The following is a 19,374-nucleotide window of genomic DNA, read 5'->3' on the forward strand; positions in this document are numbered from 1 at the left end:
GGCACGGGGAGGCGTTGTTACCCGGACGCCCGCTTCTTCTCGACGATCTCGACCGCGCGCTGCACCGCCGCGTCGATCGACAGGAAGCTGGTATCGAGCGTCACCGCATCGGCCGCCTGCACCAGCGGCGCCTCGCTGCGCTGCGAGTCGCGTTCGTCGCGGGCGCGGATGTCGGCGAGCACTTTGTCGAGGCTGACGTTGATGCCGTTCTTGCGCAGTTCCAGGTGGCGGCGCTGGGCGCGGATCATCGGGGTCGCCTTGACGAACAGCTTCACCTCGGCCTCGGGCGCGATCACCGTGCCGATGTCGCGGCCGTCGAGCAGCGCGCCGCCCGGCTGCTGGGCGAAGCGCTTCTGCCGGGCGAGCAGCGCCGCGCGCACCAGCGGATGCGCCGAGACGATCGAGGCGGTCTGGCCCACTTCGTCAGTGCGCAGGAAGGGGTCGGCAAGCAGCGAATCGTCAAATCCGCAGGCAGCGACGGCATCGGCTTCCTTGCTCGGATCAAGGCCCTCGCGCAGTACCGTCGCGGCGACGGCGCGATAGAGCAGGCCGGTATCAAGATGCGGCAAGTTGTACTGGCGGGCGAGGGCGCGCGCGATGGTGCCCTTGCCCGAAGCTGCCGGGCCGTCGACTGCGATAATCATGCGGTTCCCTCGCGAGACCGGCGCCGCGCGTCAAGGGACTTGCCGTGAACCTGTCGCATCAGCCGGCGGTCAGCGCGTCCAGCGTGGCGAAGAAGTTCGGATAGCTGGTCGCCACCGGCGCGACGTCGTCGATTGCGATCGGCTGTTCGGCGGCGAGCGCGGTGACGGTCATGCTCATCGCGATGCGGTGGTCGAGCAGCGTCGCGACCTTGCCGCCGCCGGCGAGCGGCGCGCCGGCCGACCCCTGGATGGCGAGGCCGTCCTCGAACTCCTCGGTGACCACGCCGCAGGCTTCGAGCGCGGTGCGCATCGCGGCGATCCGGTCCGATTCCTTGACTCGCAGCTCGTGCGCGCCGCGGGCGACGGTGCGCCCCTCGGCCAGCGACGCGGCGACAAACAGCACCGGATATTCGTCGATCATGCTCGGCGCGAGATCGGCGGGTACTTCGATCGCCTTCAAGGGCGCATGGCGGACGATCAGATCGGCGACCGGCTCGCCGCCGACGGTGCGAGCGTTGGTCTCGGCGATGTCGGCACCCATCAGGCGCAGCGCGGTGATCAGGCCGGTGCGGGTCGGGTTAATGCAGACATTGGCGATGGTGATTTCCGATCCCGGCACGATCGACGCGGCGACCATCCAGAAGCCCGCGGACGAGGGGTCGCCGGGGACGACGATGTGCTGGGGCTTCAGCTCGGCCTCGCCGGTGATCGAGATGATCTTGCCGTCGGGGCCGTCCTCGACGGTCAGTTCGGCGCCGAAGCCGCGGAGCATCCGCTCGCTATGGTCGCGGGTGGGGACGGGCTCGATCACGCGGGTGATGCCCGGCGTGTTGAGGCCGGCGAGCAGAACGGCCGACTTCACCTGCGCGGAGGCGACGGGCAGGGTATATTCGATCGGCACCGCCGGACAGAGCCCACGCAGCATCAGCGGCAGGCGACCGCCGGGGCTGGCGGTGATCTCGGCGCCCATCCGGCTCAAGGGTTCGATCACGCGGCCCATCGGGCGGCCCGAGAGCGAGGCGTCGCCGGTGAAGGTGGCGGTGATGCCATGGCTCGCCACCAGGCCCATCAGCAGGCGGGTCGAGGTGCCGCTATTGCCCATGTCGAGTGCCTGGGTCGGCTGCTGCAGCCCGCCGACGCCGACGCCGTGAACGCGCCACACGCCGTCCTCGCCACGTTCCACCTGGGCGCCCATCGCGCGCATCGCGGCGGCGGTGGCGAGCACGTCCTCGCCCTCCAGCAGCCCTTCGATCCGGCTTTCGCCGACCGCGAGCGCGGAAAACATGATCGCGCGGTGGCTGATCGACTTGTCGCCGGGAACGGTAACGGTGCCGCGCAGCGGACCGCGGGCGGCGAGGGTGAGAGGGCGGGGATCGGTGTTCGACATGGGCGCGGCTTTGACAGGCGGCTTGCAGCATGGCAAGGCGCGCCCCACTTTCCGGGATCATATCCCGAAATCTCCGAACACAGCGAAAGGCGAAGAGGCAACACATGGTGAAGCCGGAATGGGGCACCAAGCGCAGCTGCCCGAAGTGCGGTACGCGCTTCTATGATCTGACCAAGGACGAGCCGGTCACCTGCATCAACTGCGGTTTCGCCTGGGAGCCCGAGCCCATCCTGAAGTCGAAGCAGCCGCTGCCGTTCGAGGCAGTGAAGGCCAATACCGACAAGCCGGAAGCGGAAGATTCCGATCTGGTGGGCGATGACGATCTGGACATCGGTGCGGACGACGAGGAGCCCTCGCCGGACGACGACGTCGATCTGGGCGGCGACGACGACCTGGGCGTCGAGACCGTCAGCGACGACGACGAGCAGTAATTCGAAAAAATTTTGGCAAGCGCGAAAAAGGCGCTTGCCAACCCCGCAAGGCCCTTATAGAGGGGCCGCCTTCCCGGGGAATGGGGCCGTAGCTCAGCTGGGAGAGCGTCGCAATGGCATTGCGAAGGTCAGGGGTTCGATCCCCCTCGGCTCCACCATTTCCCCCGGAATTTCCGGTCTGAAATCCGCCCTTCGGGGCACCCCCCTAGCGGCGCAAGGCGCTGCTTGGTCCAGGTCGAAGACGCGCCACGCGGCGCGTGCCGCTTTCTTTTTCTTTTTCACACCTGCTCCGGCCGGCTGGCTGCCCCAAGAGCGCATCCGCTGGAGCGTCCCGCCGCGGCGAGCGCCGGGGTCGTCGATATGCCCATCCGCACCGCCGCGCGCAGAACCGGGGCGCGCGCATCGCACCGCGCCCTGGCTCCGGGGCGATGGTCTTTCGGGTCGTCGATTGCTCAGCGCGCCTAGGGGCGTTCCTAGAGCATTCCCGAACCGTACGCCGCGCGGACCGGCCGTGTCCCCGGGCACCGAAGTCGTTACGAGCGTAACCGGGTCTTTCTTCACCCGCCGGTGGGTCGCCCTATACCAGCGTTCGATTTCGCGGCCGTATCGATCCTGTCATGAGCGGCCGCAGCCGATCGGGCGCACCGCGCGCCAACATCGAATCGGCGTTGGTTCGGAGGAGTGCGGGGATGAGCGGAATCGAAACTATGCTGGGCGTCACGCGCCGCGAATTGCTGGAAGGCGCGCTGGCGGTGGGTACCGTCGCGGCGCTCGCACCGACGGCGCAGGCGATGGCCCAGGGCCACTCACATCATGGAGAAGCGAACATGGCTACCATCACGGTCAAGGACGGCACGACAATCTTCTACAAGGACTGGGGCCCCAAGACCGCCCAGCCGATCGTGTTCCACCATGGCTGGCCGCTGAGCGCGGACGATTGGGATGCGCAGATGCTGTACTTCCTGCAGCACGGCTACCGCGTGATCGCGCATGATCGCCGCGGTCATGGTCGTTCGACCCAGACCGACACCGGCAACGACATGGCGACCTATGCCGCAGACGTGATCGAACTGGCCGACGCGCTGGACCTGAAGAACGCCGTGCATATCGGCCACTCGACCGGCGGCGGCGAAGTCGCGGCCTATGTCGCGCGCTCCAAGCCGGGCCGTGTCGCCAAGGCCGTGCTGGTCGGCGCGATCCCGCCGATCATGGTCAAGACCGCCAGCAACCCCGGCGGCCTGCCGATCGAGGTGTTCGACGGCTTCCGCGCCGCGCTCGCCGCGAACCGCGCGCAATTCTACCTCGATGTGCCGTCGGGCCCGTTCTACGGCTTCAACCGTCCGGGTGCGAAGATCTCGCAGGGCATCATCCAGAATTGGTGGCGCCAGGGCATGATGGGCGGCGCGAAGGCGCAGTATGACTGCATCAAGGCCTTCTCGGAAACCGACCAGACCGAGGATCTGAAGAAGATTCAGGTGCCGGTGCTGTTCATGCACGGCGACGACGACCAGATCGTGCCGATCGCGGATTCGGCGATGCTGGGCGTGAAGCTGGTCAAGAATGGCGAGCTGAAGGTCTACAAGGGCTATCCGCACGGCATGCTGACCACGCACGCTGACGTGCTGAACCCCGATCTGCTGGCGTTCATCCGCAAGTGATGCGCTGACAAACGGGCCGCGTCTGCCAGTTCGGCGGCGCGGCCCTTTTTGCGTGTGCGGCCGGTTAAGCATGTTCGGCAACCGCTTGTTCACGTGCTGCTGCGACACTGGCGCATCGGAGTAGCGCCATGATCGCCACCAACATTGCCCTTACGGGGGCCCAGGCCAGCGTCGCGCGGATCAACGTCAGCGCGCAGAACGTCGCCAACGCCAATACCACCGGCGAGACCGTCAAGGCGGTGACGGCGGCGAATGCGATCGGCAAGACGGTCAACCACGCCTATCAGCCGATCGCGATCTATCAGGCAGCGGCTGCCGCGGGCGGCGTCAACGCCAAGCCGGTGCCGGCGGTGCCGGGCACGGGGCCGCGCTACGATCCCGAATCGCAGGATGCCGATGCGGATGGAAACATCGAAGCGCCCGACGTCGATTTCGCGAGCGAGGATGTCGAACAGCGCAAGGCGCTCTTCTCGTTTCGCGCGAACCTCTCGGTGATCAAGACCGAGGACCGGATGATGGGGGCGCTGCTGGACATGCGGGTCTGAGAGCGCCGGCCTTCTTCCCCGAACATGACGACCGTTCGCTCGAGTGGAAGCACCGACAGCGCCTCTAAATTCATCGTCATTCCCGCGAAGGCGGGAATCCATTTGCCAGGACGTCGGAGAAAAGAGCCGCGGCGTCACCACCAATGGATCCCCGTCTTCGCGGGGATGACGGGGTATTTTGTCGAGAGTAATGGCCCTCTCCCAGCAGGGAGAGGGCGTAGCGTGATCACGCCAGCGTCAGGCCGACGTTCACGTTGCCGCGGGTCGCGTTCGAATAGGGGCAGACCTGGTGCGCGGCGTCGACCAGCTTCTGGGCCTCTTCGCGATCCATGCCCGGCAGGCTGACCAGCAGATCGGCGGTGATGCCGAAGCCGCCTTCCGAACGCGGGCCGATGCCCACCGTTGCCGTGACCGTGACGTCGGCCGGAACCTTGATCTTCATGCCCGCACCGACCGCCTTGAGCGCGCCGATGAAGCAGGCCGAATAGCCCGCCGCGAACAGCTGCTCGGGATTGGTGCCGTCACCGCCGGCGCCGCCCAGTTCCTTCGGGGTCGAGAGCTTGACGTCGAGAACGCCGTCTTCCGAGCGTGCGCTGCCGTCACGGCCGCCGGTTGCAGTTGCCTTGGTGGTGTACTTCACATCGACCGACATCGGATGTCTCCTTTAAGTTCCGCGATAATCCTTATCGCGATAAGTAGTAGATAGGCGAGGCTGCTCCCCTTGTCCAGAGAAATCTTTATCGCGATATATGTTTCATCCCGCTGCGCTTTGGCGGGGAGGAGTTTCTGCCCATGCCTGCCCCGCTTCCGCTCGACGGCCAGCTCTGCTTCTCGCTCTACAGCGCGAGCATGGCGATCACACGCGTCTACAAGCCGATCCTCGATCGGCTGGGGATCACCTATCCGCAATATCTGGTGCTCCATGCGCTGTGGGAGAAGGACGGCCGCACGGTGGGCGCGATCGGCGAGCGGCTCGCGCTCGAATCGAGCACGATCACGCCACTGGTGAAGCGGCTGGAGGCTGCCGGGCTGGTCGAGCGCCGCCGCAATCCGGAAGATGAGCGCCAGGTCCAGGTGTTCCTCACCGAGCAAGGCCAAGCGATCCGCGAGCAATGCGGCTGCCTGGGGGAGGCGATCCTCGAGAAGACCGATCTGACGCTCGATCGACTGGCTGCGCTGAATAGCGAAGCGCAGGCGCTGCGCGACTCGCTGGCGCGGGAGTGAGGGCGTTTCCGTCGCCTCACACCCTGACGTCATCCCCGCGAAGGCGGAGATCCATTGGCGCTGAACCCGCGGTTCTATTCCCCAGCGCCCTGGCAAATGGATTCCCGCCTTTGCGGGAATGACAATGGGGTTTGTGGTACGGCCAGCGCGCAATCCCTGGTTTGCCGCTCCGTCCCACCACGCTAAGGGACGATCACGCCCCCCAACATCTGCTGGACCCAATTTTCGATGCTGCGCCTGTCCGGACTTTCCCTGCCGCTAGACCATCCCGCCGATGCGATTGCCCCCGCGATCGCGGCGAGGCTGGGGGTGGCGCCGGCCGAGGTGCGCGGCTTCACTGTGTTCAAGCGCGGCAACGATGCCCGGCGGCGCAATGCGATCCTGCTGGTCTACACCGTCGACGTCGACCTGACGGATGAGGCCGAGGTGCTGGCGCGCCTCGCCGGTGACAAGGACGTGCGGCCGACCCCGGACATGACCTACCGCCCGCCGGTCCACGCGCCCGAAGGCTGGCAGGGTCTCCGCCCGGTGGTGATCGGCGCGGGGCCGTGTGGGCTGTTCGCCGGCCTGATCCTCGCCCGGATGGGCTTCCGCCCGATCATCGTCGATCGCGGCAAGATCGTGCGCGAGCGCACCAAGGATACCTGGGGCCTGTGGCGACGCTCCGAGCTCAATCCGGATTCGAACGTCCAGTTCGGCGAGGGCGGGGCGGGGACCTTCTCGGACGGGAAGCTCTATTGCCGGGTCAAGGACCCGCGCTTCCTCGGCCGCAAGGTGCTCGAGGAATTTGTGAAGGCCGGCGCGCCCGACGACATCCTGTGGCAGGCCCACCCGCATATCGGCACCTTCCGCCTCGTGACGATGGTGGAGAGCATGCGCCGCACCATCGAGGAACTGGGCGGCGAATATCGCTGGCAGACCCGCGTCGACGCGATCGAGCTCGACGGCGCGCGCAAGATGCGCGGCCTGCACCTGCACGACGGCAGCTTCCTGGAGGCCGACCATGTCGTGCTCGCGGTGGGCCATAGCGCGCGGCCGACCTTCGAGATGCTCCACCGCATGGGCGTGCATCTGGAGGCCAAGCCCTTCTCGATCGGCGTGCGGATCGAGCATCCGCAGAGCTGGATCGACCAGGCGCGCTTCGGCAATTGCGCCAAGCATCCGGACCTGGGTGCGGCCGCCTATGCGCTGTCGCACCACTGCGCCAATGGCCGCACGGTCTACAGCTTCTGCATGTGCCCGGGCGGGCGGGTGGTGGCGGCAACCTCGGAGGAGGGCCGCGTCGTCACCAACGGCATGAGCCAATATTCGCGCGCCGAGTTCAACGCCAATTCGGGCCTGGTCGTCGCGATCGATCCTGCGCGCGATTATCCCGGAGGGCCGCTCGCGGGCATCGAGCTCCAGCGCAAATGGGAGGACGCCGCTTTCCTCGCCGGCGGCTCCAACTACCATGCGCCGGGCCAGCTGGTCGGCGATCTGCTCGCCGGAAGGCCCTCGACCGCGCTGGGCCAGGTGGTGCCAAGCTACAAGCCGGGCGTCACGCCCACCGATCTCTCGGCCTGCCTGCCCGATTTCGTGATCGAGGCGTTCCGCGAGGCTCTGCCGGTGTTCGGCCGGCAGATCGCGCGCTACGACCATCCCGAGGCGGTGATGACCGGGGTGGAGACGCGCACCTCCTCGCCGCTGCGGATCACCCGCGGGGCGGATCTGCAGAGCCTCAACACGCCGCGCTTGTTTCCGGCGGGCGAGGGCGCGGGTTATGCCGGCGGCATCCTCTCGGCGGCGATCGACGGAATCAAGGTCGCCGAGGCGGTCGCGAAGAGCATGACGGCCGGTTAACCACCGGATTTTCCCGGGATCCCGGATCGCCACGGCGCCGTGTCTATAATGAACGGCGAAGGGAACGATTGTGCAGGATTACCGGGAAGCCGCGCGGCTCGACGCGCTGCATCAGCTGAAGCTGCTCGACACGCCCCCGAGCGAGCATTTCGACCGCATCACGCGGATGGCGGCGCAGATCTTCGGCCTGCCAATCGCGGCGGTGTCGCTGACCGACAGGGACCGGCAATGGTTCAAGTCGCGCGTCGGCGTGGAGCATTGCAGCATCCCGCGCGACAAGGCGCCTTGCGCGGAAGTCGCCGAAACGCGCGATTTGGTCGTGATCGAGGATTTCGCGACGCACGCTTGTTACGCGGACAGCCTGCTGGCCGAACATGGCACGCGCTTCTATGCCGGGGCGCCGCTGGTGACCAGGGAGGGCTATGGGCTCGGCGCGCTGTGCGTGCTGGGCGTCGAGCCGCGCATCGCCAAGCCCGAGGAACTGGCGGCGCTGACCGATCTCGCCGCCATGGTGATGGAGCAGATCGAGCTGCAGCATTCCTTCGGTCGCATCGACCCGATCAGCGGACTGCCGACGCGCGCCCAGTTCTGCGAGGACCTGTCCGATCTGGCGCTGGACTGCCCAGGACAGGCGCGTATTGCCGTGGTCGCCGATCTTGCCCGCGACGACCAGATCGCCAAGATCGTCGGGGCGATGGGCGCCGCCCGGCTCGATGAAATGGTGCGCGAGGCAGCGCACGCGATCCAGAACGTGCTCGGTCCGAACCGGACCGCCTATCATGTCGGCACGACTCAGTTCGCCTTCCTGTCGCCCCCCGACATGGAGGTGCAGGCCTATATCACGGTGCTCGAACGCGGCTTCGAGGTAATTCGGGCGACGTCGAGCGTCCGATTCGTCACCAGCGTGGCCATCGGCGTTCGCCCGTTCCGGTTGGGCGAAGTTACACCCGAAGACGTGCTGCGCGGCGCTGCCAGCGCGGCGCAGGACGCGCGCCGCATCGATGGTGCTATCGCGCTTTATTCCGAAGCGCGCGACCATGCGATGCGGCGACACTACGATCTGCTGCAAGATTTTGGCGCGGCGCTGGAAGCGGAGGATCAGCTGCGGCTGGTCTTCCAGCCGCGTGTCGACCTCGCCACGGGGCGCTGCCTCAGCGCGGAGACGCTGCTGCGCTGGCGCCATCCGACTCTGGGCGAAGTGTCGCCGGGCGAATTCATCCCGATTATCGAGCAAACAGCGTTGGCTCGCCCGACAACGCAATGGGTGCTGGAGCACGCGCTCGACCAGCTTGCCGCCTGGCAGGCGGCCGGGCTCGACCTGACGCTGTCGGTCAACATCTCGGCCGCCAACCTTATGGAAGCGGACCTGATCCAGCGCATCCAGCTGGCGCTGATCGCCCGCCAGCTGCGCCCCTCTCAGTTGGAGGTCGAACTCACCGAAAGCGCGATGATGGCGCAGCCGGAAAAGGCGCTGGCGATGCTGCGCGAGCTGGCCGAGGCGGGGATCGCGCTGGCGATCGACGATTTCGGTACGGGGCACAGCAGCCTTGCCTATCTCCAGCAGGTGCCCGCGCATGTCGTGAAGATTGATCAGGCCTTCGTGCGGGGGCTAAGCTCCGCTTCGGGTGCCGATTTTGTGCTGGTCGAGACGATGGTCGGCCTGCTCCACAAGCTCGGCCGCCGCATCGTGGCCGAGGGGGTGGAAACCGCAGAGGCCGCCGCGATCCTGGCCGGCATGGGCTGCGAGGAAGCACAGGGCTATTGGTTCGCACGGCCGCTGGAAGTGCCGGCCTTCGCCGAATGGATCGCGTCCCGGACTGCACTGGCAGCCTGAGCATTCCTCCCCCGGCACGGCGGGAGAGGACATGCTCTTGTTTCGCTATTACGCCGCTTCGTTGAACTGCAGCGCGGCCAGCCGAGCATAGAGCCCGCCCTGCGCCACCAGTTCGGCATGGGTGCCGGTCTCGACGATCCGCCCGCCGTCCATCACGATGATCCGCCCGGCCGCGCGCACAGTCGCGAGGCGGTGCGCGATCACCAGCGTGGTGCGGCCCTGCATCAGATGCTCGAGCGCATCCTGCACCAGCTTCTCGCTCTCGGCGTCGAGCGCGCTGGTCGCTTCGTCGAGCAGCAGGATCGGCGCGTCGCGGAGCAGAGCGCGGGCGATGGCGAGACGCTGGCGCTGCCCGCCCGAAAGCCGCGCGCCGCCTTCGCCGAGGAAGGTATCGAGCCCATCCGGCAGGCTGCGCAGGAACTCGGCGGCGTTGGCCGCCTCGGCAGCGGCCCAGATCGCTTCGTCGCTGGCGTCCCAGGCGCCATAGCGGAGATTGTCGCGGGCGCTGGCGGCGAAGATCACCGTCTCCTGCGGCACCATCGCGATGCGCGCGCGCACCTCCGCCGGATCGGCCTTGGGGACGGCGACGCCGTCGATGCGAATCTCGCCGCTTTCGGGGTCGTAGAAGCGCTGGAGCAGCTGGAACAGCGTCGACTTTCCGGCGCCCGAGGGGCCGACCACCGCCACCGTCTCGCCGGGTGCGACGAACAGCGAGAAGTCCTGCAGCGCCGAAACCTCGGGCCGCGTCGGATAGCGGAAGGTCACCGCGTCGAACGCGATCGCGCCTTCGGCCGGGCTGGGCAGCGCCACCGGATTGGCGGGCGGGGCGATGTCCGATTCCTGCTGGAGCAATTCCGCGAGCCGGCTGGCGGCGCCCGAGGCGCGCAGCAGATCGCCATAGACTTCGGTCAGCGCGCCGAACGAGCCGGTGACGAGGCCGGCTGTGATCACGAACGCCGTAATCGCGCCGCCGCTGATCTGGCCGGCGGCGACACCCGAGACCGCGTCCCACATGATCAGCGTGATCGCGGTGAACAGCAGGCCGATCACCAGCGCGGTCATGATCGCGCGGAGCGCAAAGCGCTTCTGCGCGGCGGCGAAGCTGCGCACCACCGCGTCCTGGAAGCGCTGGCCCTCGCGCCGCTCCTGCCCGAAGGCCTGGACGATCCGCATCGCGCCCAGCGTTTCGGAGGCGATCGCGCCGATATCGGCGACGCGGTCCTGGCTGGCGCGCGAATATTGCCGCACGCGCCCGCCCAGCCAGACGATCGGCAGCACGGTGAGCGGCATGCCGACGATCAGATAGGCGGCAATCTTGGGCGACAGCACGAACAGATAGATCACCCCGCCGATACCGGTCAGCAGGTTGCGCAGCGCGATCGACACGGTCGAGCCGACCACCTGCTCGACCAGCGCGGTGTCCGAGGTGAGACGCGAGGCGATCTCCGAGGGCCGGTTCTCCTCGAACCATTTCGGTGGCAGGCGCAGCAGGTTGCGGTGCACTGCAATGCGCAGGTCCGCCACGGTGCGCTCGGCCACCCAGGAGATGAAGAAGAAGCGCACTGCCGTCGCGATCGACAGCACCAGGATCACCGCGAGCAGGCCCTGGAAATAGATCCCGATCCTGCTGGTATCGGCACCGGCCGAAAAGCCGTTGTCGACGATCTGTTTGAAGGTGCGCGGGATCCACAGCGTCGCGGCGGACGAGGTGAGCAGCGACACCATCGCGACGGCGATCTGCAGCGGATAGCGGCGGGTGAACTGCCAGATGACCAGCAGGCTGCTGAGCTTGCGGCGCGGCGCCGGCGGCGGGGTCGTGTCGGCCATGGGGAAAGCGACTAGCGCGGTTCGCGGGGCAGGGGAACTACCTCCGTTTGTCTCGGTTCCGCATAGGTACGACGTTGCGGCGCACAACGCCGCCGTCTATATGAGTGGTAAGACAACCCCCGCTGCAGGGATCGGGGCACGGGGAAGGAATTTTATGCTGTACGACGCTTACGAATTCCAACGTTCGATGCTCGCAGGTGCGAGTGCTCTGGCCAATTTCGGCGCGGGGCTGCTCAACAATCCGGCCAATCCGTTCGCCTATTTCGGCGGCGGGCCGGTGATGGCCTCGGCGCTGGAGGTGTTCGCGCACGCCTCCGCACCGCGCGGCAAGCCCGAATTCGCGCTCGACTTCACCGAGATCGACGGCCGCCGGGTCGAGGTGCATGAGGAGATCGTGCTGCGGAAGCCGTTTGGCCAGCTCAAGCGCTTCGTCCGCGAAGGCGTCGAGGGCGGGCCGAAGCTGCTGATCGTCGCGCCGATGTCCGGCCATTATGCCACGCTGCTGCGCGGCACGGTGCAGCGGATGCTGCCGGTGGCCGATGTGTACATCACCGACTGGCGCGACGCGAAGCTGGTGCCGACCAGCGAAGGCCGCTTCGACCTCGACGACTATGTCGATTATGTGATCGATTTCCTCGCGCATATCGGCGCGGAGGGTGCGCCCCGCCCGCACATGCTGGCGGTGTGCCAACCCTCGGTGCCCTGCTATGCCGCCGCGGCGGTGATGAGCGCGGACAATCACCCCAATCGCCCGGCGACGCTGACCATGATGGGCGGCCCGATCGACACGCGCGAGGCGCCCACCGCGGTCAACACGCTGGCGACCGAGCGGCCGTACAGCTGGTTCGAGCACAACGTCATCGCCACCGTCCCGATGACCTATGCGGGTGCGGGTCGGAAGGTCTATCCCGGCTTCCTCCAGCTCGCCGGCTTCATGACGATGAACCTCGGCAACCACCTCATCTCGCATTGGGAGATGTTCAAGCATCTCGTCCAGGGCGACGACGAGAGCGCCGACGCGACGATGAAGTTCTACGAGGAATATCGTTCGGTCTGCGACATGACCGCCGAATTCTATCTCCAGACGATCGAAGTGGTGTTCCAGACCCACGCGCTGCCCAAGGGCGAGATGCTGCACCGCGGCCGCAAGGTCGATCCGGGCGCGATCAAGGACATCGGCATCCTCGCGATCGAAGGCGAGCGCGACGACATCTCGGGCATCGGCCAGACCAAGGCGGCGCTGACGATCGCGACCAACCTGCCGGAATCGCACAAGCAATACCATCTGGCCGAAGGCGTCGGCCATTACGGCATCTTCAACGGCTCGAAATGGCGCAACCGCATTGCGCCGGTCGTCGAGCAGTGGATGGCCACGCACGGCGGGTGAGCGATTTATCCCTCTCCCCACCGGGGAGAGGGTGGGGCCCGCTGCCGAAGGCAGTGGGAGGGAGAGGGGCAGTCCGGCTATCGAACGGCTAGGCGGCGCTTGCGCGCCGCTCACCCTCTCCAAGCTTCGCTATCCCCTCCCTCAAGGGAGAGGATAGCTAGGCCAGCTCAAATCCCCCCTTCGTCCAGGCTGAGCAGGGTCGCATTGCCGCCGGCGCTGGTCGTGTCCACCGACACCGCCCGCTCCGCGCAGAAGCGGTGCAGATAGTGCGGGCCGCCCGCCTTGGGACCGGTGCCCGACAGGCCCTCGCCGCCGAAGGGCTGCGAGCCCACCACCGCACCGATCATCGAGCGGTTGATGTACAAATTGCCCACCCGCGCCTCCGCCTCGACCAGCTCGGCCGAGCGGGCGATGCGGCTGTGCAGGCCCATGGTCAGCCCAAAGCCCTTCGCATTCACCCGCGCCACCGTCTCCGCGAGCGTGCCCGCCTTCCAGGTGGCGACGTGGAGGATCGGCCCGAACCATTCGCGGGTCAGGTCCTCGGGTCGGTCGATGCGGATCATTGTCGGCGGCACGAACAGGCCGGTGGCGGGCACCGGCACGGTCTTGATCCACTGGGCCTTGGCGCTGTCGCGATAGGCCATCAGCTTGTCGTACGCCGCCTGGTCGATCACCGGGCCGATATCGGTGCGCGGATCGGCGGGGTCGCCGAGGATCAGCAGCTCCATCGCGCCGCGCAGCATCTCGATCACGCCCTCGGCGATCTCTTCCTGCAGCAACAGCAGCCGCAGCGCCGAGCAGCGCTGCCCGGCGGAGCGGAAGGCCGAGGTCAGCACGTCGGCCACCACCTGCTCGGGCAGGGCGGTCGAATCGACGATCATCGCGTTGATGCCGCCGGTCTCGGCGATCAGCGGCACCAGCGGGCGGTCGTTGCCTTCCAGCAGCGCGGCGGCGATCTTCTTGGCGGTCGGCGTCGAGCCGGTGAACGCCACGCCGGCGATGCGATGGTCGGAGGTGAGCGCGGCGCCGACTTCCGGCCCGCCGGTCACCAGCACCAGCGCATCCTCGGGCACGCCCGCCTGATGGGCGAGGCGCACCGCGGCGCGGGCGATCTCCGGCGTCTGCGGCGCGGGCTTGGCGACTACGGCGTTACCCGCGACCAGCGCGGCGGCGGTCTGGCCGAGGAAGATCGCCAGCGGGAAGTTCCACGGTGCGATCGTCGCCCACACGCCGCGGCCTTCCATGCGCAGCTCGTTGCGCTCGCCCGTCGGCCCGGGGAGGGTGATCGGCGCGAGGCCGGTGCGCGCCTGGAGCGCATAGTAGCGGCAGAAATCGGCGGCCTCGCGGACCTCGCCGAGAGCATCGGGGATGGTCTTGAAGGCTTCCTTGACGGCCAGCGCCATCAGCTCGATGCGGTTTTCCTCGAGCAGGTCGGCGAGGCGCTCGAGGATCGCGGCGCGCGTGGCGAGCGGGGTGGCCGCCCAGCCGGGGAAGGCGGCTGAGGCGCGGTCGATGGCTGAAGCAACCCCCTCCCGCGTGCGGGAGGGGGCAGGGGGTGGGCCCCCGGCTTCCACAGCCGGTTCGCTGGTGGTGAGCGTGGGCCCACCCCCCGGCCCCCTCCCGCGCGCGGGAGGGGGAGAGGCTGCAATCGCCGCCGCCGTCTCTGCAAGGATGGTCCGCTCGGCGAGATCGATCCCGCCCGAGTTCTTCCAAGCGCCGAACAGATCGACTGGCAGGGGAATGCTCGGATGCCGCGTGCCGCCAACGGCCGCGATCTTCTCCACCGGATCGGCGAGCAGCTCGGCTTCGCTCAACTGCTCGTCGGCCAGCTGGTGGACGAAGCTGGAGTTGGCGCCGTTCTCGAGCAGGCGGCGGACGAGGTACGCCAGCAGGTCGCGGTGCCCACCCACCGGCGCATAGATGCGGCAGTGATAGCCCTGTTCGTTGACCAGCCGCTCGTACAGCCCTTCGCCCATGCCATGGAGCCGCTGGAACTCGAAGTCGCGGCTGTCACCGGCCCAGTCGAGGATGGTGGCGACGGTCAACGCATTGTGGCTGGCAAAGGCAGGCACGATGTTCTTCGCCGCCAGCATGTCGCGCGCGCAGGCGAGGTACGACACGTCGGTCGCCGCCTTGCGGGTGAACAGGGGATAGTCCGCCAGGCCCTCGACCTGGGTGCGCTTGATCTCGCTGTCCCAATAGGCGCCCTTGACCAGGCGGACGTGCATCGGCCGGCCGAGATCGTCGGCCCAGCCGATCACCGCGCGGGCGCGCTTGCCATAGGCCTGTACCGCCATGCCGAAGCCGTTCCAGCCGCGCAGCTCGGGCCGCCTTGCGACCGAACCGATGATGTCGAGGCTCATCTCCAGCCGCTCGCTCTCCTCCGCGTCGACGGTGAGCGGGATGCCCTGCGCCGCCGATTCCGAGGCGAGCTGGGCCAGCATGTCGGTCAGCTCGGGCACGCAGCGATCATATTGCGCGACTTCGTAGCGCGGGTGCAGCGCGGAGAGCTTCACCGAGATCGAATGGCCCGCCTTGGGATCGCGGCCGACCGCGCGGATTGCCTCGAAATAGGCCTGGAAATAGCGTTCGGCATCGGCCTTGGTGCGCGCGGCCTCGCCCAGCATGTCGAAGCTGGCGGTGAAGCCCTTGTTCTCGGGCTTCTTCATCCGCTTCATCGCCTCGTCGATGGTGCGGCCCATCACGAACACCTCGCCCATCCGCTTCATCGCGGCGCCCACCGCCTGGCGGACGAAGGGCTCGCCGGCGCGCGAGATCAGGCGGCGGAGCACGCCCGTCTTCTCGTCGCCGACCAGCGCGCGGCCCAGCATCAGGCCCCAGGTCGCCGAATTGACCAGCACCGAGTTCGACTTGCCCGAATGCGCTTTCCAGTCGGCATCGCCGATCTTGTCGGCGATCAGCAGGTCGGCGGTTTCGGGATCGGGCACGCGCAGGAACGCCTCGGCCAGGCTGAGCAGCGCCACGCCCTCAGACGAGTTCAGCCGGTATTCCTGGAGGAACTGGTTCACCCAGCCGCGATTCTGCGCGGCGCGCAGGTCCGCCAGCAGCGCCAGCGCGTGGTCCATCACCCGCTCGCGCGAATCGGGCGTGAGTCGCGCCCGCTCCAGAAGCGGTTTTAGAACATCGGGTTCGGCCGCACGGTGCAGCTTGGCCATCGATTCGCGGTGGTGTGACGGTACGGCAGTCGGCATTTTCCAGTTTCCGGTCGGCTAAAGCTTGCAGGGAGGCCGGTGGCCCCACTAGATATGGCGTGCCTATGAAAGATAATTACGCGAGAGGATAGTCTTGGCGGCGACCGTCACCCCGCAGGAGATGGCCGAACGGGTCGGCACCGAGCATGTCTCGGACTGGGTGGAGGTCACCCAGGCGATGATCGACCAGTTCGCAGAGGCGACCGGCGACCACCAGTTCCTCCATGTCGATCCGGTGCGCGCGGCCGAGACTCCGTTCGGCGGCACGATCGCGCATGGCTTCCTCTCGCTGTCGCTGATGCCGATGCTCGCCGCGCGCACCGATGCGCCGGCGATCGAGGGCGTGCGGATGGGGGTGAACTATGGAGGGAACAAGGTTCGGTTCCTCACGCCGGTGCGCTCGGGCAAGCGGGTGCGCGGGCGCTTCACGCTCAAGAAGTTCGTCGAGCGCAAGCTCGGCGTCTGGGAACAGGTGCAGGAATATCAGCTCGAGATCGAAGGCGAGGAGAAGCCGGCGGTGATCGCCGAGTGGATCGCGCTGATTTACGTCTAATTTCCCCTCCCGCAAGCGGGAGGGGAGCGAAGAAGGAAGGACAGGAAATGCGCTCCGCAGTCATCGTTTCCACCGCCCGCACGGGCATCGGCCGGGCCTATCGCGGGGCGTTCAACGCCACGCCGGCGCCGACGCTGGGCGCGCACGCGATCCGCGCGGCGGTCGAGCGGGCAGGGCTAGAGCCGGGCCAGGTCGACGACGTCGTGTTCGGCGCCGCGCTCCAGCAGGGCAGCCAGGCGCCCAACATCGCCCGCCTCGCGCTGCTCCGCGCCGGCCTGCCGGTCGAAGTGCCGGGCATGTCGATCGACCGCCAGTGCGCCTCGGGCCTGATGGCGATCGCGACGGCGGCCAAGCAGATCGTCGTCGACAATATGGACATCACCCTTGGCGGCGGTGTCGAATCGATCAGCCTCGTCCAGACCCCGCAGATGCGCGTCGAGCCCGATCGCGAGCTGATCGCGATGCACAACGACACCTATATGCCGATGCTCCAGACCGCTGAAGTGGTCGCCGCACGCTACGGCATCGGCCGCGAGGCGTGCGACGCCTATGCCCTCCAGTCGCAGCAGCGCACCGCCGCCGCGCAGGCTGCGGGCAAGTTCGACGACGAGATCGTGCCGGTCACCGCGACGATGAACCTGGTCAACAAGGAGACCAAGGAAGTCTCGCAGAAGGAAATCACGCTTGCCAAGGACGAGGGCAATCGTCCGGAAACGACGCTGGAGGGCCTGCAGGCGCTCCAGCCGGTGGTGCCCAACGGCACCGTCACCGCGGGCAATGCCAGCCAGCTGTCCGACGGCGCTTCGGCCGCGGTGCTGATGGAGGAGAAGCTTGCCGAGCAGCGCGGCCTCACCCCGCTCGGCCGCTATATCGGCATGGCGGTGGCGGGCACCAAGCCCGACGAGATGGGCATCGGCCCGGTCTATGCCATTCCCAAGCTGCTCGAGCGCTTCAACCTGAAGATGGACGATATCGGCCTGTGGGAGCTCAACGAGGCGTTCGCGGTGCAGGTGCTCTATTGCCGCGACAAGCTGGGCATCCCCAATGAACTGCTCAACGTGAACGGCGGCGCCATCTCGATCGGCCACCCGTACGGCATGTCGGGCGCGCGGATGACCGGCCATGCGCTGATCGAAGGCAAGCGCCGCGGCGCCAAATATGTCGTCGTGACGATGTGCATCGGCGGCGGCATGGGCGCGGCGGGTCTTTTCGAGACGCTCTAAGGGGTTGACCGGAGGGTGTGCTGCGCTGCACCCTCCGGCCCATGACAGCAGCCAGCTATCGCGACGGGGTGTCGCTGCGGAACGGCCTCCGCGCCATCGGCCAGAGCTTCGTGTTCCACGGGCGCTCGACGCGCAGCGAGCTGACCAGCGCGCTGATCCTGATCGCGATCGGCGAGCTGCTGTTGTTCCTCGGCTTCCACTTCTTCCATCCGCCGACGCCGCTCAACCTCACGGTCTTCTGGCGCCGCGTCGCGGTGGAGGAGGCGCTGGCGCTGGCGCTGTTCGTGCCGCTGATCGGGCTGATCGTGCGGCGGCTGCACGATGTCGGGCTGCCGGCGATCCCGGGCCTGCTGCTTGCCGCGATCGGGGTGGCGGGCGATCTGGACCGCACCCAGGTGGCGATCGGGCTGCATCCCGGCGTGCCGATGCTGCCGCTGGCGGGGCAAGTCGCGCTCGCGATTCTGGCAGTCGCGCTCTACTGGTCGCCGGCCATCGGCGCCAATCGTTTCGGTGCGGACCCGCGAATTGTCTGAAATTCGCGTGAAAATCAAACTAATTGCGGCTTGTTTATTGCTACGGTAACCATTGTTAGCGATATCGCCTGGGCGAGCTTCGAGAAGAAGCCGGCAGGGGAGAGAGGGCTCGATGGAAGATGGCGTGGCGCTGGTGGCCGATATCGGCCGACAATCGGTTCGCTTCGGCCTGACCGGCGGCGCGGAAGGCGACGAGCCGCGCGAGATCAAGCGCTTTTCGAACGCCGACCATCAGACCTTCACCAGTGCCCTTGTGGCATATCTTTGCGGCGTCGGCCTGCGCGATGCGCGGCTGCCGAGCGTGCTTGCCGTCGCCGGTGCGGTGCGCGGCGACCTGATCAACCTCACCGGCAGCCGCTGGTACATCTCGCTTGCGGGTGTCGAAGCGGTGCTGCGCGAGAAGCCGTTGGCGCTCAACGAATGCGCCGCCAACGCGCTGGCGCTTACCCGGCTTCCGCCGACAACGTTTACCGCGCTCCCGGGCGCCGCGCCCAAGCCGATCGCGCCGGGCGGCAACTATGCCGTGATCGGGGTCGGCACGGGCCTCGGCGTCGCCGCGCTGATAGGTGCCGACGGTCGCCATGTGCCCGTTCAGAGCGAGGCGGGGCATATCGGCTTTGCTCCCCAGAACGGCGACGAGGAGCGGTTCGCGACCTTCTGCAAGGCGCGCGGCGGGCTGGTCGAGGTCGAGACCCTGCTCAGCGCCAACGGGCTGCTGCTCGCCTATGAGGCGCTGTCCGGCGGCAAGCGGCTGCCCGCGCCGGAGGATGTGACCCGCAACGCCGGCCGCGATCCGATCGCCGGCGCGGTGGTCCGCATGTTCGTCGAGCATCTCGGCGCGTTTGTCGGCGATCTGGCGCTGACCTTCGATGCCTGGGACGGCGTGTTCCTCACCGGTGCGATCGCCCGTGCGCTGGAGACTCAGCTGAAGCAGCCCGGCTTCCGCCGCCGGATGGAGGCGCGCACCGCCTTCCGCCGCCAGCTCGCCGAAACCCCGGTGGCGCTGGTCAACCGCGCCGACCTCGAACTGATCGGCGCCGCCGCCGCGATCCGGAACGCCTGAGCGGACCTGCACGT

General features: G+C 67.6%; 16 protein-coding genes and 1 tRNA gene. 12 read left to right on the top strand and 5 right to left on the bottom strand.

The features are described from left to right. Positions 1-17: 17 nt before the first annotated feature. Positions 18-644 (bottom strand): (d)CMP kinase, encoded by a 627-nt coding sequence (locus GGR89_RS05180; protein WP_125972791.1) that lies wholly within the window; start codon positions 642-644, stop codon positions 18-20. A 58-nt stretch (positions 645-702) separates the two neighbouring features. Continuing rightward, complete coding sequence (gene aroA, locus GGR89_RS05185) at positions 703-2,031, bottom strand: 3-phosphoshikimate 1-carboxyvinyltransferase (RefSeq protein WP_125972789.1); 1,329 nt, start codon at positions 2,029-2,031, stop codon at positions 703-705. Positions 2,032-2,135: 104 nt separating this feature from the next. On the opposite strand from aroA, the gene GGR89_RS05190 reads away from it, so the two are divergent. From GGR89_RS05190 to GGR89_RS05205, 4 genes are all read left to right on the top strand, one after another. After that, positions 2,136-2,462, top strand: coding sequence for a TIGR02300 family protein (locus GGR89_RS05190; RefSeq protein WP_121074901.1), 327 nt, complete (start codon positions 2,136-2,138; stop codon positions 2,460-2,462). An 82-nt stretch (positions 2,463-2,544) separates the two neighbouring features. Beyond that, positions 2,545-2,620, top strand: a tRNA-Ala gene (locus tag GGR89_RS05195). Positions 2,621-3,289: 669 nt separating this feature from the next. Continuing rightward, on the top strand, positions 3,290-4,120 hold the full coding sequence (locus GGR89_RS05200) for an alpha/beta fold hydrolase (RefSeq protein WP_125972912.1): 831 nt from the start codon (positions 3,290-3,292) through the stop codon (positions 4,118-4,120). A 128-nt stretch (positions 4,121-4,248) separates the two neighbouring features. Beyond that, complete coding sequence (locus GGR89_RS05205) at positions 4,249-4,665, top strand: flagellar basal body rod protein FlgC (RefSeq protein WP_125972787.1); 417 nt, start codon at positions 4,249-4,251, stop codon at positions 4,663-4,665. Between the two features lie 226 nt (positions 4,666-4,891). Here GGR89_RS05205 and GGR89_RS05210 read toward each other — a convergent pair whose 3' ends face one another. Then, complete coding sequence (locus tag GGR89_RS05210; RefSeq protein WP_125972783.1) at positions 4,892-5,317, bottom strand: organic hydroperoxide resistance protein; 426 nt, start codon at positions 5,315-5,317, stop codon at positions 4,892-4,894. A gap of 140 nt (positions 5,318-5,457) precedes the next feature. On the opposite strand from GGR89_RS05210, the gene GGR89_RS05215 reads away from it, so the two are divergent. The 3 genes from GGR89_RS05215 (at position 5,458) to GGR89_RS05225 (ending at position 9,562) form a co-directional block, all read left to right on the top strand. After that, entirely contained in the window at positions 5,458-5,889 is a 432-nt protein-coding gene (locus GGR89_RS05215) for a MarR family winged helix-turn-helix transcriptional regulator (protein ID WP_125972781.1), read from the top strand. Positions 5,890-6,117: 228 nt separating this feature from the next. Then, positions 6,118-7,728 carry an NAD(P)/FAD-dependent oxidoreductase gene (locus GGR89_RS05220; protein ID WP_125972779.1) on the top strand — a complete coding sequence of 537 codons (1,611 nt, stop codon included), beginning with the start codon at positions 6,118-6,120 and terminating at the stop codon, positions 7,726-7,728. 70 nt (positions 7,729-7,798) lie between these two features. Beyond that, the gene (locus GGR89_RS05225) at positions 7,799-9,562 is read left to right on the top strand and encodes an EAL domain-containing protein (protein WP_167712778.1); all 1,764 of its coding nucleotides are present in this window, start codon (positions 7,799-7,801) and stop codon (positions 9,560-9,562) included. Positions 9,563-9,610: 48 nt separating this feature from the next. On the opposite strand, the gene GGR89_RS05230 is transcribed toward GGR89_RS05225, so the two are convergent. Next, complete coding sequence (locus GGR89_RS05230) at positions 9,611-11,389, bottom strand: ABC transporter transmembrane domain-containing protein (protein ID WP_125972775.1); 1,779 nt, start codon at positions 11,387-11,389, stop codon at positions 9,611-9,613. 154 nt (positions 11,390-11,543) lie between these two features. Between GGR89_RS05230 and GGR89_RS05235 the strand changes: the two genes are divergently transcribed. Next, a complete protein-coding gene (locus tag GGR89_RS05235) occupies positions 11,544-12,776 on the top strand; it encodes a polyhydroxyalkanoate depolymerase (RefSeq protein ID WP_125972773.1) in 1,233 nt (410 codons plus the stop codon). 167 nt (positions 12,777-12,943) lie between these two features. Here GGR89_RS05235 and putA read toward each other — a convergent pair whose 3' ends face one another. Continuing rightward, the gene (gene putA / locus GGR89_RS05240; protein ID WP_241217810.1) at positions 12,944-15,952 is read right to left on the bottom strand and encodes a bifunctional proline dehydrogenase/L-glutamate gamma-semialdehyde dehydrogenase PutA; all 3,009 of its coding nucleotides are present in this window, start codon (positions 15,950-15,952) and stop codon (positions 12,944-12,946) included. A gap of 157 nt (positions 15,953-16,109) precedes the next feature. Here putA and GGR89_RS05245 point away from each other — a divergent pair, with 157 nt between their 5' ends. The 4 genes from GGR89_RS05245 (at position 16,110) to GGR89_RS05260 (ending at position 19,360) form a co-directional block, all read left to right on the top strand. After that, on the top strand, positions 16,110-16,541 hold the full coding sequence (locus GGR89_RS05245) for a MaoC family dehydratase (RefSeq protein ID WP_125972910.1): 432 nt from the start codon (positions 16,110-16,112) through the stop codon (positions 16,539-16,541). 47 nt (positions 16,542-16,588) lie between these two features. Continuing rightward, on the top strand, positions 16,589-17,764 hold the full coding sequence (locus tag GGR89_RS05250) for an acetyl-CoA C-acyltransferase (RefSeq protein WP_126000793.1): 1,176 nt from the start codon (positions 16,589-16,591) through the stop codon (positions 17,762-17,764). Positions 17,765-17,805: 41 nt separating this feature from the next. Next, the gene (locus tag GGR89_RS05255; protein ID WP_241213197.1) at positions 17,806-18,297 is read left to right on the top strand and encodes a DUF805 domain-containing protein; all 492 of its coding nucleotides are present in this window, start codon (positions 17,806-17,808) and stop codon (positions 18,295-18,297) included. 112 nt (positions 18,298-18,409) lie between these two features. Further along, positions 18,410-19,360: a glucokinase gene (locus GGR89_RS05260; protein WP_125972767.1), complete on the top strand. Its 951-nt coding sequence runs from the start codon at positions 18,410-18,412 to the stop codon at positions 19,358-19,360. Positions 19,361-19,374 lie beyond the last annotated feature (14 nt).

The organism is Sphingomonas trueperi (genome assembly GCF_011927635.1).
Lineage (GTDB): Bacteria > Pseudomonadota > Alphaproteobacteria > Sphingomonadales > Sphingomonadaceae > Sphingomonas > Sphingomonas trueperi.

Bases quoted from the DNA above. Each gene is read 5' to 3' on its own strand.
- GGR89_RS05180 (WP_125972791.1), bottom strand. From the start codon at position 644: ATGATTATCGCAGTCGACGGCCCGGCAGCTTCGGGCAAGGGCACCATC.
- aroA (WP_125972789.1), bottom strand. From the start codon at position 2,031: ATGTCGAACACCGATCCCCGCCCTCTCACCCTCGCCGCCCGCGGTCCG.
- GGR89_RS05190 (WP_121074901.1), top strand. From the start codon at position 2,136: ATGGTGAAGCCGGAATGGGGCACCAAGCGCAGCTGCCCGAAGTGCGGT.
- GGR89_RS05200 (WP_125972912.1), top strand. From the start codon at position 3,290: ATGGCTACCATCACGGTCAAGGACGGCACGACAATCTTCTACAAGGAC.
- GGR89_RS05205 (WP_125972787.1), top strand. From the start codon at position 4,249: ATGATCGCCACCAACATTGCCCTTACGGGGGCCCAGGCCAGCGTCGCG.
- GGR89_RS05210 (WP_125972783.1), bottom strand. From the start codon at position 5,317: ATGTCGGTCGATGTGAAGTACACCACCAAGGCAACTGCAACCGGCGGC.
- GGR89_RS05215 (WP_125972781.1), top strand. From the start codon at position 5,458: ATGCCTGCCCCGCTTCCGCTCGACGGCCAGCTCTGCTTCTCGCTCTAC.
- GGR89_RS05220 (WP_125972779.1), top strand. From the start codon at position 6,118: ATGCTGCGCCTGTCCGGACTTTCCCTGCCGCTAGACCATCCCGCCGAT.
- GGR89_RS05230 (WP_125972775.1), bottom strand. From the start codon at position 11,389: ATGGCCGACACGACCCCGCCGCCGGCGCCGCGCCGCAAGCTCAGCAGC.
- GGR89_RS05235 (WP_125972773.1), top strand. From the start codon at position 11,544: ATGCTGTACGACGCTTACGAATTCCAACGTTCGATGCTCGCAGGTGCG.
- putA (WP_241217810.1), bottom strand. From the start codon at position 15,952: ATGGCCAAGCTGCACCGTGCGGCCGAACCCGATGTTCTAAAACCGCTT.
- GGR89_RS05245 (WP_125972910.1), top strand. From the start codon at position 16,110: ATGGCCGAACGGGTCGGCACCGAGCATGTCTCGGACTGGGTGGAGGTC.
- GGR89_RS05250 (WP_126000793.1), top strand. From the start codon at position 16,589: ATGCGCTCCGCAGTCATCGTTTCCACCGCCCGCACGGGCATCGGCCGG.
- GGR89_RS05255 (WP_241213197.1), top strand. From the start codon at position 17,806: ATGACAGCAGCCAGCTATCGCGACGGGGTGTCGCTGCGGAACGGCCTC.
- GGR89_RS05260 (WP_125972767.1), top strand. From the start codon at position 18,410: ATGGAAGATGGCGTGGCGCTGGTGGCCGATATCGGCCGACAATCGGTT.